A 16,849-nucleotide genomic window follows, 5' to 3' on the forward strand; every position below is an offset into this window, starting at 1 on the left:
TTTATTTTATTGCTATGAATTAATTTTATCTGGATTAATTTTAAATAGTGTTGTTTAGAATTGTTTTAAATAGTAGGTTTGTGCCAATCAAACAATATTCACCATGATAAAAATCATTACCAATTGTATAGTCTTGCTCTTACTTTCTGCAAGTCTGTCCTTTGCACAAACAGGAAATATCAAAGGTTCCGTAAAAACTTCAGATGGAAAGCCAGCTGAACTGGTGACGGTAAACATTAAAGGCACAGGAAAAACAGCGTTGACCGATAAAAGGGGAGCGTATCAGCTAAAGGGCATTAAGCCGGGTACATATAGCTTAATTGCAACATTTATCGGTTTGTTAAAACAGGAACAGACGGTTGAAGTGAGAACCGGTGAAGCAACAGCAGCCGACTTTATCCTGAACGAAAATTCGGATCAGTTGCAAGAAGTGATCATATCTTCAAGAAATGTAAATAAAGTAACAGCTTCGATAGCAAAAATGCCTCTAAAAAACCTGGAAAACCCACAGGTGTATAGTTCTGTTTCTTCAGAAATATTGAAACAACAAGCCATTAGTAACTATGATGATGCGATGCGGAACATCCCTGGGATATCGAGAACGTGGGAATCTACAGGAAGGGGTGGTGATGGCGCCTCTTATTTTGCCTTACGTGGTTTTGAAGCACAGCCAAGCCTGATCAATGGGTTGCCGGGCTTAACCAGCGGTAACCTGGATCCTGCCAGTGTAGAAGATATACAGGTAATGAAAGGCCCTTCAGGTACCTTATTTGGCGCAAGCTTTTATGGCTATGGCGGGATCATCAATACCATTACCAAAAAACCTTATGATCACTTTGGTGGGGAAGTGGCCTACAATTTTGGAAGTTTTGGATTAAACCGGATTACGGCAGACATTAATGCGCCTTTAAGTAAAACGCAAAAAATAGCACTGCGTGTAAACACGGCCTACCATACAGAAAATAGTTTCCAGGATGCAGGGTTTAAAAAATCTTTTTACATTGCGCCGAGTTTAGCTTATGAGGTGAATGACCGGCTTTCTTTTCATGTTTTTACTGAGATTTTGCAAGAAGAAAGGGCAGTTGCACCGGTATTTTTCAACTCCAATAGAGACACTACACTCATTTTTAAAAACCTGAAGGAGTTGAACCTGAACGGGAACCTCTCTTTTACCAGTAATGATGTTGGGATAAAGAATCCGAGGTATAACCTTCAGGGCCAGATGCTGTACAAATTGTCGGACCACTGGACCTCACAAACTGTGATTTCCAGAGGAAATGTAAAATCAGATGGCTATTATACCTATGTCTGGGATGACGCATATCTGGAGACAGCAGGTGCCAACAGGGATAATTATTTTGACCAGTATTTCCACAAAGAACAGCAAACTACCAATACGACAGACATACAGCAAAATTTTAATGCTGATTTTAAGATCGGAAACCTGAGAAACCGGCTGTTGATAGGCCTGGATTATTACAGCCGCAATGTGATTGACAATGGCTCTGGATGGGCAGCTGTAAGACAGATTACTCCTCAAAGCAGCGAAGTTGAACTTGATAAAGATGGCCATGAAATTGACCCGGTATTTTTAACCCAGGCGGTGGTAGACAAAGCATTGGCAGAGGCCGGGGGTGGAAGCCACACCAATATTAAAAACAGTATATCTAGTGCTTATGTATCGAACGTGCTTAATTTTACCCCTTCGTTAAGCGTAATGGCTAGCCTGAGGATGGATTATTTTGATGCTAAAGGCGATATCAACAAGCCTAAAGATCCTACAGATGCTTATCACCAGTTGACGCTGTCGCCTAAATTTGGCGTGGTTTTTCAGCCTGTTCTGGATAAGGTATCTGTTTTTGCGAATTATATGAACGCATTTTTTAATGTAAATCCACGTGAAGTATTTGATGATAATAAAGTAAGCCAGGGCGTAAAGTCATTTAAGCCGGAACAGGCCAACCAATGGGAATTTGGTGTGAAAGCCAATCTGTTTGCTGATAAGTTGTTTGCCACTTTCTCTGTATATGACATTAAGGTATCAAACAGGGTTTATGATACGCCCATTACTGCTGTGCAAGGTGGAAAAACAGGAAGTAAAGGTTTTGATTTTGATGTAAGTGCAAATCCCTTTCCTGGTTTTAATATGATTGCAGGAGTTAGCCATTCGAGCATTAAGGTGCTTAAAGGTAATACAGGTACGCCTACAGATTTTTACAACGAGGTGGGCAGAAGTCCGGGCGGACAAGGCCCTCAGGACCTGGCCAATTTATGGGCCACCTATAAATTTGGCTATGGCAAATTGAAAGACTTTGGTATTGGGTTAGGCGGAAACTATGCCGGGGTATATAAAGTAATAGACAATAGTGTAACGGGAGTTTTTGAATTGCCAAGTTATACCCTGATCAATGCCAGTTTATTTTATAATTCAGATAAATACAGGTTTACTTTTAATATGAACAACCTGACCAACGAAGATTACTATATTGGTTACTGGTCTGTTAACCCGCAGAAACCAAGAAACTTTGCTGCTAGTTTTGCTTACAAGTTTTAACTAGAATATTACATAATCCATGTTCCTATCGTGTACATATGAAAGCTAAAACAATAAAGAAGTGGTTTGATGTTCATAAATGGACCAGTCTGATATGTACGGTCTTTTTGCTCATGCTGTGCCTGACAGGTCTGCCGCTTATATTTTATGAGGAAATTGACCATTTGCTGGGCAAGGAACTGGAATTGCCTGCCGTTGCGCCCGGAACACCGACAATTTCGAAAGATGTTGTGCTGGAAGAGGCTGTAAAACAGGTGCCCGTAAAGGCGGTGAAGTATGTGTCATGGGACCTGAAAGAGCACCCTGGTCAGATGTTTGTTGTGGTGGCAGACTCAAGTGAGGCACCTGTTCAGGCCGACCATTATTTGACAATGAATGAGTATACGGCAAAGGTAATGGCCACGCCGCCTAATGAAATGGACTTCATGCTGGTGATGTATTACCTCCATGTTGAAATGCTGGCAGGTATACCCGGTAAACTTTTTCTGGGTTTAATGGGCTTACTTTTTATTGTGGCCATCGTTTCGGGTGTGGTGTTATACGGTCCGATCATGAGGCGTTTTGATTTTGGTATGATCCGTACGGAGAAATCATCAAGGTTGAGATGGCTGGACCTGCATAACCTGCTTGGAATTGTAACACTGGCCTGGGCATCGGTTGTAGGGCTTACGGGAGTGATCAATACACTGGTAGATCCGGCACTGGACAGATGGAAGGCAAGTCAGCTTGCTGAAATGGTTGCCGGATACAAGGATAAACCAAAGGTAACAGGCACATTAAGTTCCCTGGATGCAGCTGTTAAAACAGCTAAGGCTGCAGCGCCCGGCATGGATGTGTCTTTTGTAGCTTATCCGGGTACGCTATATTCCAGTAAATATCATTATGCGGTGTACATGACAGGGACTACTCCCTTAACTTCAAGGATCATTAAGCCCGCTTTAATAGATGCCAAAACAGGGGAGCTGACAGCTATTCGTGATCTTCCCTGGTACCTGAAAACAATCTTTATCTCTCAGCCTTTTCATTTTGGCGATTATGGGGGAATGCCTATGAAGGTGCTTTGGGCTATTTTTGATATCGCTACCATTATCGTATTGATTTCAGGGATTTATCTCTGGCTTGCCAGGCGCAAATCGAGGTCCGCACAGCTGAAAAGACTGACGGGGGAATCCGGATCGTTAACTTTATCAACCGTTCAGGAAAATGCAGAAAAAAAATAGATCGTTTTTTAAAGTATGGGGTGTCCCTGTTTTGTTGTCGGTGATCACCTTTATAGGTCTGTTGCTGGCTATAATGGGTATAGGTATATGGCATGTTTTTTCATGGACGGCACTAAGTATTCCGGTTTACATCATGGTCAGGTATGGGTTAAGGTTTTTTAAATAGCGGACATGGTATGTTTTTCTACAGACAAAAAAATATTTGCATAATGCTTTTGCATTTTAAAAACATTAATTCTATATTTGCAGTCCGAAAATTAGAACAATAAAAGGGCGTAAGCCTGGATTAAAATATTAAGAACAAAAAATGGCAAATCATAAATCTTCACTAAAAAGAATTAGAGCTAACGCAGCTAAACGTTTACGTAACAGGTATCAGGCAAAAACAACGCGTACGTTTATCAAAAGATTGCGTGCTGCAGAAGATAAAAAAACAGGATTAGAATTACTTCCTAAAGTAGTTTCTATGCTGGATCGTTTGGCCAAAAAGAATGTGATCCATAAAAACAAAGCAGCTAACAATAAATCTAAGCTGACTAAATTTGTTAATGGCTTAAAATAAACATAGCTTTACAATATTATAAACGGGATATGCATTGCATATCCCGTTTTTTTGTTCTAAGAAATTAAAAATGAAGGCATATCCGGAGAAATTAGGTATTAAACTGTGGGCAGAAGCCGACAGGCCCCGTGAGAAATTATTGCTGAATGGAAGGCGGCACCTTACAGATGCAGAGTTGATTGCCATTTTAATCGGTTCAGGTAATAAGAACGAAACGGCGGTTGACCTGAGTAAGCGGGTGCTTTTGTTTTATAATAACGACCTGGATGCCTTGGGTAAGGCCTCGGTAAAAGACCTTTCTAAGTTTAAAGGGATTGGCAGCGCAAAAGCAATTTCCATAGTGGCTGCTTTGGAACTGGGCAGGAGAAGAAAAGAAACCGAAGGGCGGGATGTGGTTAAGGTGTTTTCTTCAAAAGATGCCTTTGAAGCTTTGCTTCCGGTATTTGCCGACCTGAACCATGAGGAGTTTTGGATATTGATCTTAAACCAGGCTAATTACATCATTGGCAAACAGCTGATCAGCAAGGGTGGAATGGCCGGTACAGTAGCAGATCCGAAGGTTATCTTTAAAATTGCGCTGGAACATAATGCCACTTCTATTATTCTGGCACACAACCATCCTTCTGGTAACCTGAAGCCGAGTGCGCAGGACCTGAGCATCACTAAAAAAATGGTTGAAGCCGGTAAAATGCTGGATTTACCAGTGCTTGACCATCTGATTGTAACGAATAAATTATTTTTTAGTTTTGGGGATGAGGGCTTAATTTAACATTGAAGCTGTAAATTGGCATTATGAAGATCAAGATTCAATTGTGTATGGCTATGCTGTTGCTGGTGGTAACGGTAAAGGCCCAACGGAAACCCGCTGATTATATCAATGTAATGAGTTATAACATTCGTTATAACAATGATAAAGATGGGGAGAATGCCTGGCCAAACAGAAAAGATGAGGTAAAGGCACTCGTAAGGTTTCATGATGCCGATATTTTATGTGTGCAGGAGGCCCTGGCTTTGCAGGCAGACCAGTTGCTGGAAAATACAAATTACGAAATGGCCGGTGTAGGGCGCACTAACGGAAAACGTGAAGGGGAATTTTCTGCTGTTTATTTTGACAAAACCAGATTTGTTAAAAAGGATGGTGGTACCTTCTGGCTGTCGGATACGCCCGAAAAACCATCTAAAGGCTGGGATGCAGCCATAGTAAGGATCTGTACCTGGGTCAGGCTATATGACAAATGGAATAAGAAGGAATTTATGGTTTTTAATACCCATTACGACCATGTTGGTGTACAGGCCAGAATTGAATCGGCCAAACTTATTAAAAAGAAGATCCAGGAAATTGCACCAGCTTTGCCGGTTGTTTTAACAGGTGATCTAAACGTTACACCTGAAACAGAAGCCATAACTACCATAAAAACTTTTTTAACGGATAGCAAAGAAGTGTCGGAAGAGCCAGCTTATGGGCCGGAAGGGACTTTTAACGGCTTTAAGTTTAATGCCCCGCTTAAAGAGAAAATTGATTATATCTTTATAAATAGAGGTTTTAAGGTGCAAAAGTTTGCCGTGCTTACCGATAGTAAAAACCAGCGTTATCCATCAGATCATCTGCCTATCATGGCGCGCTTGTTTTTTAAGTAACTGGTGTTTTGACTTTTCCTGTTCAGTTTACTCTTTTTGATGAAATCTATCACTGGCATTACATTTTTGAAGTGTTTGCCTTTTTTGTGGGAGTACGGCTTTACTATTTTTTAAAGAAAGGGATTGAAGATCCTATTTCTGATGAGAACCGGCTATGGATTATGCTGGGAGCGATGCTCGGGGCCTTAATTGGTTCGCGGGTAATTGCTGTATTGGAAGACCCTGCGCATATACGACAGATCAGCTTTTTTACCTTATACCAGAGTAAAACCATAGTGGGGGGCTTGCTGGGCGGTTTGTTTGGGGTTGAACTGATCAAAAAGATCATCGGGGTAAAAATAGCCTCAGGTGATATTTATGTTGTTCCCATAATTGTAGCACTGTTTATAGGCCGGATAGGTTGTTTCCTGATGGGGGTTGATGAGCCGGTGTTTGGCAAAGAAACTTCTTTTTTTATGGGAATGGACCTGGGGGACGGCTTAAAAAGACATCCTGTAGCGCTATATGAAATGATTTATATGGTGCTGTTGCTGCTCTTTTTTATTGGTATAAGAAAGAAAGAGCTGCTGAATGGCGACCGCTTCAAGCTGTTTATGGTGCTGTATTTTTTGTATCGTTTTGGTATTGAGTTTATTAAACCTTACCAGCCGCTGGTGTTAAATTTAAGCAGCATCCATTGGTCTGCTTTGTTTATATTGCTGTATTATTATAAATTCATCATCCGCATTGTGAAACAATTATGAAAGTAAGAGATTATATTTATTACGATTATACTAAAAGTCTGTGCCCGGAGTGTTTACAACTCTGCGATGCCAAAATTGTGTTTCAGGACGCAAAGGTATTTATGCTGAAGAACTGCAGAACGCATGGCGACAGCAAGGTAATGATTGCTGATGATGTGGAATATTATAAACAGATCAGGAATTATAACAAACAGTCGGAAATGCCTTTAAAATTTAATACAAAGGTGCATTATGGCTGTCCCTATGATTGTGGCCTTTGTACAGATCATGAACAGCATTCCTGTTTAACCATTATAGAGGTAACCGACCGGTGTAATTTAAGCTGCCCGACCTGTTATGCCATGTCTTCGCCAAATTATGGCCGGCACCGTAGCCTGGAAGAGATCAATAAAATGATGGATGTAGTGGTGGCCAATGAAGGAGAACCGGATGTGGTACAACTTTCCGGTGGAGAGCCTACTGTACATCCCGATTTTTTCAGGATATTGGACCTGGCTAAAACCAAGCCCATCAAGCACCTGATGGTGAATACCAATGGGATCAGGATTGCGAAGGATATTGGTTTTGTAGAGAAGCTTGCAACTTATATGCCCGATTTTGAGATTTACCTGCAGTTTGACAGTTTTAGTGCTGAGGTGCTGGAAAAATTGCGTGGGGAGGACTTAACGGAAGTAAGGAAAAAGGCAATCGACCATTTAAACCAGTTTAATGTATCGACCACCCTGGTAGTCACTCTTCAGAAAGGGGTAAATGATCATGAAATTGGCGATATTCTGAATTATGCCCTAAAGCAGAAATGCGTGCGGGGGGTAACTTTTCAGCCAACCCAGGTTGCGGGAAGGAATGACAATTATAACGACCAGCAGGGCAGGATCACCTTGACAGAAGTACGGCGGAAAATTTATGAGCAATATCCTTTATTTACCCCTCAGGATCTGATTCCGGTGCCCTGCAACCCGGATGCCCTTTGTATGGCCTATGCATTAAAGCTGGATGATGAAGTGATCCCGATGACACATCTGGTTAATCCGGAAGACCTGCTGAACAATTCAAAGAACACGATTGTATTTGAACACGATGAAAGGTTAAAAGAACATCTGCTCAATTTGTTCAGCACGGGCGTCTCAGTTGATTGTGCAGAAGGTACCTTTGGTGAACTGATGTGCTGTTTGCCGAGGGTACAGTCGGACCATTTAAATTACAATAACCTGTTTAGGATTATCATCATGAACTTTATGGATCCACTTGATTTTGACGTGCGGGCCGTTAAAAAATCATGTGTGCACATTGTGAGCGATAAGATGAAGATCATTCCTTTTGAGACCATGAACATTTTCTACCGTGATCATAAAATAGATACCATCCGGGAAAAATTAAATCTCAATTAGTTATATTTACCATATGGAAGGCATTGTTTTATTATCTGTGATTTACTGGATTGTTGTTGCTGTGGTTTTTTTAATAGGGATTATTAAGATTATTGTAGCTTCTGCAGACAATAAGCCTGTTAAGCCTGCCCTAAAATTGGTGATCGCTTCGGTCATCATGCTGGTTATTGGTGTGGGTGCATGTGCTGCCATTCTTGGTGGTATTAGTGTCATATAGGCTTTCTGCTTTCAGCATTAAATAATATCTTTGCGTTTTACAGCATAAAAAATGAAGATATCATACAGTTGGCTTAAACAGTTCATTCAAACAGATCAAACACCGCAGGAACTTTCATTAATATTGACCAATATAGGTTTGGAGGTGGAGAGCCTTGAGACAGTACAAGCTGTTGCAGGTGGATTGGAAGGGCTGGTTATAGGCCATGTACTGAGCTGTGTGCAGCATCCGAATGCCGACCGCCTGCGGGTAACTACGGTTGATGTTGGCGGACCGGAAATTTTACAGGTTGTTTGTGGAGCTCCTAATGTGGCCCAGGGCCAAAAGGTAGTAGTTGCAACAGTGGGCACTACAGTTTATCCGAATGAAGGGGAACCTTTTAAGATCAATAAATCAAAAATAAGGGGAGAGGTCTCTGAAGGTATGATCTGTGCCGAGGATGAGATCGGTTTGGGCATTTCTCATGATGGCATTATGGTATTGCCCGGGGATGCACAGGTAGGTACCCCCGCTAAAGTATATTTTAAGCTTGAAGATGATTTTCTTTATGAAATTGGCCTTACCCCAAACAGGGCTGATGCCGCATCGCATTTAGGTGTGGCCAGAGATCTGGCTGCTTATTTCCGTACGGACATCAGGATGCCTGATGTTTCCGGCTTTAAGGCAGATGAGGAAAGTTTGCTGATAGACGTTAAAGTTGAAGATACTGCTGCCGCCCCAAGGTACAGTAGTGTAACCATTAGCGGAGTTACTGTTAAGGCATCACCAGACTGGTTGCAGAATAAATTAAAAGTAATCGGTATCCGGCCGATCAATAATATCGTAGACATTACCAATTATGTGTTGCACGACCTTGGTGTGCCACTTCACGCTTTTGATGCAGACCAAATCAAAGGAGCTAAAGTTATTGTGAAAAAATGTGCAGCAGGAACCCCTTTTGTAACGCTTGACGGTGTAGAACGCAAATTATCTGCAGAAGACCTGATGATCTGTAATGCGGAAGAACCGATGTGTATTGCAGGTGTTTTTGGCGGAAAAAACTCTGGTATAAGCGACACCACAACCAACATATTTTTAGAGAGCGCCTATTTTAATGCGGTATCGGTTCGTAAAACCTCGAAAAGACATGGTTTAAAAACCGATGCTTCTTTCAGGTTTGAGCGTGGTACCGATCCGGATATGACGGTTGTTGCTTTAAAGCGTGCTGCTTTGCTCATCGCTGAACTTGGGAATGGGAAAATCTCCTCCCCGGTTTCGGATATTTACCCTGAACCGGTAAAACCTTATGAGGTAGATGTAAATTACAGCAATATCAACAGGTTAATCGGTGCCGAAATTCCTGCTGAAGAAATTAAAGCCATTATCATTGCACTAGGAATTCATGTTGCAGCTGAAACTGCAGATGGCCTTAGCCTGAAGGTTCCTGCCTTTAAGGTAGATGTGACAAGGGAATGTGACATTATCGAGGAGGTGCTCAGGATTTACGGTTACAACAATATCGAAATCCCAAGCAAAATAAATGCTTCCTTATCCTACAGCTCGAAACCTGATAAAGAGCAGACACAGCATGTGATTGCGGATATGCTTACTGCAAATGGTTTTTTAGAGATCTGGTGCAATTCATTAACTAAAGGGGCCTATTCAAAAGCTCCTGATGAAGCCGTACAGATCTTAAACCCTTTAAGTTCAGACTTGAATGTAATGCGTCAGGAACTGTTGATGCCTGCATTGGAAAGTGTTGCCTATAACCAGAACAGGAAAACAGCCGACATTAAGTTTTATGAATTTGGTAAAACTTATCATTTAATAGCTGGCAAATACGTAGAGCGTCCGCGTTTATTGATATTGCTTTCTGGTAATAACCAGGCCGAGCAATGGAACCAAAAACCGGCCCCGGTCAGTTTTTATCATTTAAAGGCTGCTGTTGATGCTGTTATTGGTCGCTTGGGTATTGCTACTTATCAGCTGGAGGAAGTAAAAGATGAGCGTTTTGCTTTCGGACTTAGGTATTTCAGAGGGGATAAAACGCTTGTAAGCTTTGGTGCGGCAACAGCGGCAGATAAAAAGAAAGCCGATGTAGATAAGGATGTTTATTATGCAGATTTTGACTGGGCTTTGCTTTTAGACCTGGTAAGGAAAAATAAAATTGTAAATAAAGAAGTGCCGAAATACCCGGCAGTACGCAGAGATCTGTCTATGCTGGTGGATACAGATGTAACGTTTGACACGTTAAAATCTATCGCATTTAAGACCGAGAAGAAGCTGATCCGGAATGTACAGGTATTTGATGTATACATCGGAGATAAACTGCCAGCGGGTAAAAAGTCGTACGCCCTTAACTTTACACTTCAGGATGAAGAGCAGACCTTAACCGATAAACAGATTGATGCGGTTATGCAAAAAATTATGTATAACTTAGCACAAACAGTTAATGCAGAAATTAGAAAATAAAAAATACTTTCATGTCATCAGTTGCAGATCAATTAACCTCCGTATTGCAGAAAACAGCTCGCTTAATAGAGCTTTGTAGTGCATTACAAGAAGAAAATGACCTGTTGAAACTGGAAAATGAATCCGTAAAAGTTGCGCTAAATGCTTCCAGAAATAAGCATACAGATCTGGAAGAAAAGCTCAGGGTTTTAAAGTTGGCGAAAAGTATTGAAGGTACAAGTGAAAAGACACTTGATATAAAGCAAAAAATTAACGATTTTGTGCGTGAAATAGATAAGTGTGTTGTATTGCTTAAAAAATAAGTAATATCAGAAAAGTGAAACAAAGCTAAGAAATGGGAGAAATCTCGATAAAAATAACTATTTCTGATCGTATTTATCCTTTAAAGGTGAATACGGAAGAAGAAGAAATTGTAAGGCGGGCAGCCAAAATTATTAATGAGCGCATAAAAGACTATCAGGAAAATTATGCGGTCAGAGATAAGCAGGATTTACTTTCTATGGCAGTATTGCATTACGCAACGGCAGTACTGAGGGTAGAGAATAAAGTTCAGCACCAGGATACAGCTGTTGCCGAGAAGGTGGAAGAACTGGATAGTTTATTAAACGATTTTTTTTCTAAATAGAGGTACGTTCTTTATATAAGTTAAGATTAGCACAAAGATATAGCCGCAGCTAGGTTTTTGGGTTTCACTATTTTTAAAACTTAACACTTCAATATTTATAGGATTGAGAGGGTGTATTTCATCTGCATTCGTGCACCTGAAAATGACTTAAATCCTAATTTTAATTAGTTGAGGTTTTTAAAACGAGGGGCCCAAGGAATTAGTTGCGGTTTTTTTTTAAAATAAAATATAAATGATCAGATAGGATTAACGTCCCGGAGGGATGATACTGCTCAAAGGATTGTATCTGATTAAACAATAAATAAAAATAGAGAATGGAAATATTAGGATATGTACTGGCCGGCCTTGTGGTTGGTGTTCTGGTGGGGAGGTACCTGTTAAGGAACCTGCTCAAAGCGCAAGAAATTGCAGCCCAGACCAAAGTAAAAAAGATGCTGAAAGATGCTGAAAGCAAGGCTGAGATTTTAAAAAAGGACAGACTGCTGGAAGCAAAAGAGAAATTTTTACAATTGAAGTCGGAACACGAACAGGAAGTAAATGCAAAAAACAACCTGATCAATCAACGCGAAAACTCCCTTAAGCAAAAAGAACAATCTTTAAATTCTAAACTGGAAAATGCCAGCCGCAAAGAACAGGAACTGGATAACCATAAGAAAAACCTGGAAAAGCAAACTGAAATTGCCATAAAGAAACAGGAAGAGGTTGACTTACTAAAAAACCAGCATGTTACCCAACTGGAAACAATTGCCGGTTTAAGTGCTGAGGAAGCCAAAAGCCAATTGGTAGAGACCATGAAACAGGAAGCCCGTACTCAGGCCATGATCCAGGTAAAGGACATTGTGGATGAGGCTAAACTGACTGCGACTAAAGAAGCTAAAAAGGTGGTTATCCAGACCATACAGCGTACTGCGGTAGAGGCTGCGATCGAAAACACGGTGTCTATCTTTCATATTGAAAGTGATGAGATCAAGGGCCGTGTAATTGGCCGCGAAGGTCGTAACATTCGTGCACTTGAGGCTGCTACAGGAATCGAGATCATTGTAGATGACACTCCTGAGGCCATCATTTTATCGGGATTTGACCCGGTAAGGAGAGAGATTGCCCGTTTGGCCCTGCACCGTTTGGTAACAGATGGCAGGATTCACCCTGCTCGTATTGAAGAAGTGGTTGCCAAAACCAAGAAACAGATTGAAGATGAGATTGTAGAGATTGGCGAAAGGACGGTTATTGACCTAGGTATCCATGGTTTGCACCCTGAACTGATCAGGATGGTTGGACGTATGCGCTACCGTTCTTCTTATGGACAAAATTTATTGCACCACTCGCGTGAGGTAGCTAATTTTTGTGCTACTATGGCAGCCGAGTTGGGTTTAAATGCAAAAATGGCCAAGCGTGCCGGATTGTTGCATGATATAGGTAAGGTGCCTGATGATAATCCTGAATTGCCACACGCAATTTTGGGCATGCAGCTGGCAGAAAAATATAAAGAGCATCCAGAAATCTGCAATGCAATTGGCGCTCACCACGACGAGATCGAAATGACTTCAATGATCTCGCCGATTATCCAGGCTTGTGATGCCATATCCGGTGCCCGTCCGGGTGCCCGCCGTGAAGTTGTTGAAAGTTATATCAAACGTTTAAAGGAACTGGAAGAACTGGCACTTTCTTATCCCGGAGTAGAAAAAACTTTTGCCATACAGGCAGGTCGTGAGCTTCGTGTAGTGGTAGAAAGTGAAAGGGTAACAGACCAGCAGGCGGAACTGCTTGCTGCAGATATCTCTAACCGTATACAAACGGAAATGACTTATCCCGGACAGATTAAGGTAACAGTAATCAGGGAAACAAGATCGGTAGCTTTCGCAAAATAGCGATCTCCTGAACTGCAGATAAGATTTAGTAAAGCGATGGATTATTCCATCGCTTTTTTTATTTTTACATACGTAAATTAAAATAAGATGAAGAAGGCGAAAAATAAAGGAACGGTTGCCGCAGTATCTAAAAAGGCTGTGGATGTGCTTTTTGACAAGTATGCAGAAAGTCACCAAAACCCTACCAATGAATTGATTCACTGGATTTGTGTTCCGCTAATTGTTTTTAGTCTGCTTGGTTTGGTATGGGCAATTCCGTTTCCATATCTTGAGTTTCTGGGTAAGTTTAATGGCTTTCTGAACTGGGCATCATTTCTGATTGCATTTTCCCTGTACTATTATTTTACTTTGTCGCCCGTATTGTCTTTTTTGATGCTGTGGGTAATCAGCCTGATGAGTTATCTCATCGTTCAGCTGGAATATTGGCAGGCCGGTGGAGGCCCTGCGGTCTGGTTAGTTTGTCTGGTGATTTTTGTACTTGCTTGGATCGGACAATTTATCGGGCATAAAATAGAAGGAAAGAAGCCTTCGTTTCTGGAAGATGTTAAGTTCCTGTTAATTGGCCCTATTTGGTTATTGCATTTCATCTGCAAAAAAGCAGGCTTGAGGTATTGATCTGAAATGGTATTAATATTAAATTAACATTTGGGTAAACGAATGGTAATTTGTTGCTAACACATAGCTAACATTGTGGTAATAGCTTTGCTGGAAATTAATATACGGCAAATTGAAATCACAACTACACCTCAAAAAAGCATTAATTACGGCTCTATTTGTAATTATCGGCGCAACGGTATTTGCGCAAACTGGAAAAATTTCGGGTAAAGTATCGGATAAGAAAACCGGTGAAACACTGATTGGTGTTACGGTTAAAATTAAGGGTACAACAAAAGGGATGGCTACCGATGTAGATGGAAAATATTCTATAACCGGATTGGCAACAGGAAAATACATCCTGGTTTTTCAATATGTAGGTTATACGGGCAAAGAGATTAGCGGGGTTGAAGTGGTGACAGGAAAGAATACCATATTTGATGTGATCCTAGATGAAGCTGGAGGGCAGAAGCTGAATGAAGTTGTGATCCAGGGGAGCTTTAAAAAGGAGAGCATCAATGCATTGTATGCACAACAAAAAAACAGTGCGGTAATTTCTGATGGTGTTTCATCTGAGATTATTAAACGCTCACCAGATAAGAATACATCGGATGTTTTGAAACGTGTAAGCGGAGCAACAATACAAGACAATAAGTTTGTAGTGATCCGCGGTTTAAGTGACAGATATAATACTGCCACACTTGACGGTGCTTCATTGCCAAGTACAGAACCTAATCGTAAAGCATTTTCTTTTGATATTGTCCCTTCAAACCTGGTAGAAAATTTAATAGTGAGTAAAACGGCTACACCCGATCTTCCTGCAGATTTTACGGGTGGTGCAATCCAGATCTCGACTAAAGATATTCCAGATAATAACTTCATCAGCATTGGTGTGGGTGCAGGTTATAATTCTGCTTCTACTTTTAAAAATTTTAAAAGCGGAGTAAGAACAGCAACCGATTATTTCGGCTTTGACAATGGCGATAAATCATTACCTTCAAATTTTCCGTCACGTAATAGGATTATAGGTGGAGCATTAACAACAGAACAGGGTATTGCCGCGATGAACCGTCTTCCGTCTGATTGGAAAACGTACAATAATACTGCTTTACCCACTCAAAACTACCAATTTACATTGGGTAGGGTTAAGGATTTTAAAGATAGCAACAATAAGTTTGGTGCGCTAATCTCGTTGACCTACAGAAATTCGCAGACAATCAGTAATGATGTAATACGCGATTATGTAAATGTTGATTATCATGATAATATTTATAAATTCTCAACCAATATAGGTGCACTGGCAAATTTCGCTTATACCTATGGTAAAAGTAAGATCACATTTAAAAATATCTATAACAGAACTTTTGATGATCAATATTTGAGTAGAGCTGGGTATAATAGTGATAGAAACCGGGATATCAAGTTCTATGCATTCGATTTAATGCAAAAATCGTTATTTAAATCTACATTAGAAGGTACACATGCATTGGGTGAAAATAATTCAAAAATCAATTGGTCCTTGAGTTATGCCAACATTTTAAACGATCAGCCAGATCAGAAGAAGATTTCTTACCAAAGAAATCCGTCAGATATCGGTACTGATAACTATGCTTATATAGCAAGTACAGGTACAGTAAGTAAAGAAAATTCGAGGTTGTTCTCAAAATTAAATGAAAACAACTTTAGTGGTGGATTAAATTATACGCTACCTGTAAAGATGTTTGGTCAGGGGGCAACATTTAAGACCGGCTTAAATTCTATCTATCGCGATCGTAAGTTTGATGCAAGATTCATAGGGTTTAGGGCAAACTCAAGTTCGCCAGATGCAGATGCGATAAGCAGAAGACCGTTAAGGAGTTTGTATGCTAAAGATGCAATCAATAGCGGCGCCTATTTTTTGGATGATATTTCGGCGGATGCAGATAGTTATACTGCTCATTCATTAACCAATGCAGGTTATTTAATGTTGGATAACAAATTCGGAGAAAAATCCAGATTGGTATGGGGTGTAAGGGTTGAACAATTTAATGTAGTATTGGACGCTAAAGTTCCTACTCCACAAACATCAGTTGATGACAATTATATAGACGTTTTACCATCGGCAAATTATACTTATAGCTTAACAGATAAAATCAACTTAAGGGCCTCTTATTACCGTACCCTGGCAAGACCAGAGTTTAGAGAGTTGGCTTCTACTTCTATTTACGATTATGAATTATTGGCCCTGCAACAAGGTAATCCAAATCTGAAGGAGGCAAAAATTGATAATGCTGATATTCGTTTCGAATTCTATCCACAGGCAGGGCAAATCATTTCGGTATCTGCTTTTTATAAAAAATTCAACAATGCTATCGAATCATTTAACAGCGACGGCGGCTCATCAAGAATCATCACTTATATTAATTCAGATAAGGTGAATGTATATGGAGTTGAACTGGAATTCCGTAAATCCCTGGATTTTATTGCCAAAACCGATTTCTTGGAGAAAACTATTTTTTATACCAACCTTTCCTTAATTAAATCGAAAGTTGAAACAAATAATACGGGTATCAACCTAAAAGATACAAGCAGACCAATGGTTGGGCAAGCACCATATATTATCAATGCTGGTTTACAACATAGTTTTTTAAGCGATAAACTGAATTTTAACGCACTTTATAATAGAGTAGGCCGTAAGTTAAATGTTGCTGGGGGTGTTTTGTTTCCTGCAATTTGGGAAGCACCTAGAAACGTGGTCGACTTACAGGTGGCGTTGAAAGTAATCAAAAACAAAGGGGAAATTAAATTTAACGCAGGCGATATTCTGAATAACCGTATTACGCAATATTACGATAACGATTCGGATAAAAAATACAACCGAGCTAAAGGTGATGAAACGATCAGCAGCTACAAGCCAGGCAGCAATTATTCTGTATCCTTTAATTACACATTCTAATGTTAAGTAAAGATTAATAGTGACCGGTAATATTTAATGATTATTTAAACAGCT

Annotated in this window: 15 protein-coding genes; all 15 read left to right on the forward strand. The window is 40.4% G+C overall.

Annotated elements, in window-relative coordinates; translation table 11 throughout:
* The first annotated feature begins 103 nt into the window (after positions 1-103).
* Positions 104-2,554 carry a TonB-dependent receptor gene (locus HDC92_RS10165; RefSeq protein ID WP_183874243.1) on the forward strand — a complete coding sequence of 817 codons (2,451 nt, stop codon included), beginning with the start codon at positions 104-106 and terminating at the stop codon, positions 2,552-2,554.
* Between the two features lie 38 nt (positions 2,555-2,592).
* Positions 2,593-3,774 carry a PepSY-associated TM helix domain-containing protein gene (locus HDC92_RS10170; protein WP_183874245.1) on the forward strand — a complete coding sequence of 394 codons (1,182 nt, stop codon included), beginning with the start codon at positions 2,593-2,595 and terminating at the stop codon, positions 3,772-3,774.
* Entirely contained in the window at positions 3,758-3,940 is a 183-nt protein-coding gene (locus tag HDC92_RS10175) for a hypothetical protein (protein ID WP_012780986.1), read from the forward strand. The genes HDC92_RS10170 and HDC92_RS10175 overlap by 17 nt, the downstream gene beginning before the upstream one ends.
* Before the next feature lie 141 nt (positions 3,941-4,081).
* The gene (gene rpsT, locus HDC92_RS10180; protein ID WP_012780987.1) at positions 4,082-4,336 is read left to right on the forward strand and encodes a 30S ribosomal protein S20; all 255 of its coding nucleotides are present in this window, start codon (positions 4,082-4,084) and stop codon (positions 4,334-4,336) included.
* Positions 4,337-4,406: 70 nt separating this feature from the next.
* Positions 4,407-5,105, forward strand: coding sequence for a RadC family protein (radC, locus tag HDC92_RS10185; RefSeq protein WP_183874247.1), 699 nt, complete (start codon positions 4,407-4,409; stop codon positions 5,103-5,105).
* Between the two features lie 23 nt (positions 5,106-5,128).
* Positions 5,129-5,974, forward strand: a complete 846-nt coding sequence (locus HDC92_RS10190; protein ID WP_183874249.1) for an endonuclease/exonuclease/phosphatase family protein — start codon at positions 5,129-5,131, stop codon at positions 5,972-5,974.
* A gap of 8 nt (positions 5,975-5,982) precedes the next feature.
* Entirely contained in the window at positions 5,983-6,717 is a 735-nt protein-coding gene (locus HDC92_RS10195; protein WP_183874251.1) for a prolipoprotein diacylglyceryl transferase, read from the forward strand.
* On the forward strand, positions 6,714-8,105 hold the full coding sequence (locus HDC92_RS10200; protein ID WP_012780991.1) for a radical SAM protein: 1,392 nt from the start codon (positions 6,714-6,716) through the stop codon (positions 8,103-8,105). Before HDC92_RS10195 ends, HDC92_RS10200 begins: the two co-directional genes overlap by 4 nt.
* A 13-nt stretch (positions 8,106-8,118) precedes the next feature.
* Positions 8,119-8,322 carry a hypothetical protein gene (locus HDC92_RS10205; RefSeq protein WP_183874253.1) on the forward strand — a complete coding sequence of 68 codons (204 nt, stop codon included), beginning with the start codon at positions 8,119-8,121 and terminating at the stop codon, positions 8,320-8,322.
* 51 nt (positions 8,323-8,373) lie between these two features.
* Positions 8,374-10,773 carry a phenylalanine--tRNA ligase subunit beta gene (gene pheT, locus HDC92_RS10210; RefSeq protein WP_183874255.1) on the forward strand — a complete coding sequence of 800 codons (2,400 nt, stop codon included), beginning with the start codon at positions 8,374-8,376 and terminating at the stop codon, positions 10,771-10,773.
* 11 nt (positions 10,774-10,784) lie between these two features.
* Positions 10,785-11,075 (forward strand): hypothetical protein, encoded by a 291-nt coding sequence (locus HDC92_RS10215; protein WP_012780994.1) that lies wholly within the window; start codon positions 10,785-10,787, stop codon positions 11,073-11,075.
* A gap of 32 nt (positions 11,076-11,107) precedes the next feature.
* Entirely contained in the window at positions 11,108-11,398 is a 291-nt protein-coding gene (locus tag HDC92_RS10220; RefSeq protein ID WP_012780995.1) for a cell division protein ZapA, read from the forward strand.
* A gap of 314 nt (positions 11,399-11,712) precedes the next feature.
* Positions 11,713-13,266 (forward strand): ribonuclease Y, encoded by a 1,554-nt coding sequence (rny, locus tag HDC92_RS10225; RefSeq protein WP_012780996.1) that lies wholly within the window; start codon positions 11,713-11,715, stop codon positions 13,264-13,266.
* Between the two features lie 87 nt (positions 13,267-13,353).
* Positions 13,354-13,881, forward strand: a complete 528-nt coding sequence (locus tag HDC92_RS10230) for a DUF962 domain-containing protein (RefSeq protein ID WP_183874257.1) — start codon at positions 13,354-13,356, stop codon at positions 13,879-13,881.
* Between the two features lie 112 nt (positions 13,882-13,993).
* Positions 13,994-16,795, forward strand: a complete 2,802-nt coding sequence (locus HDC92_RS10235) for a TonB-dependent receptor (protein ID WP_012780998.1) — start codon at positions 13,994-13,996, stop codon at positions 16,793-16,795.
* The last annotated feature ends 54 nt before the right edge of the window (positions 16,796-16,849 follow it).

This window comes from Pedobacter sp. AK017 (assembly GCF_014200825.1).
In the GTDB taxonomy this organism is placed as follows: Bacteria; Bacteroidota; Bacteroidia; order Sphingobacteriales; family Sphingobacteriaceae; genus Pedobacter; species Pedobacter heparinus.